We start from the raw sequence: 292 nt of genomic DNA, 5'->3' as shown, positions 1-292 counted from the left end.
CAGCTGTCGAACCTGACCACCGCGCAAGTGGCGGCCATCACCACCGCCAACGTCGCGGCCCTGACCACCGACCAGGTCGTCGCGCTGTCGTCGAACCAGTTCGGCGCGCTGAGCTCGGCACAACTGAGCGCCTTCAGCACCAACGACATCGCCGCGATTGAAACGGGCGACATCGGCGCGCTGAAATCGGCGGTGATCGCCGGCCTGAGCACCAACCAGGTCAAGGCGCTGACCACCGACCAGATCGTCGCCCTGAGCAGCAGCCAGATCGGCGGCCTGACCAGCGGCCAGG

1 protein-coding gene is annotated in these 292 nt (G+C 67.5%); it reads left to right on the top strand.

Annotated elements, in window-relative coordinates; genetic code table 11:
• Positions 1 to 292, top strand: a 292-nt coding sequence (locus tag ACCD07_RS32305) for a hypothetical protein (RefSeq protein WP_413449695.1), incomplete at both ends; no start/stop codon positions are given.

Source organism: Duganella sp. Dugasp56, from assembly GCF_047304105.1.
GTDB lineage: Bacteria > Pseudomonadota > Gammaproteobacteria > Burkholderiales > Burkholderiaceae_D > Rugamonas > Rugamonas hordei.
Note: the sequence above shows the minus strand (reverse complement) of the source record. Positions and strands in the feature narration are given on the sequence as shown.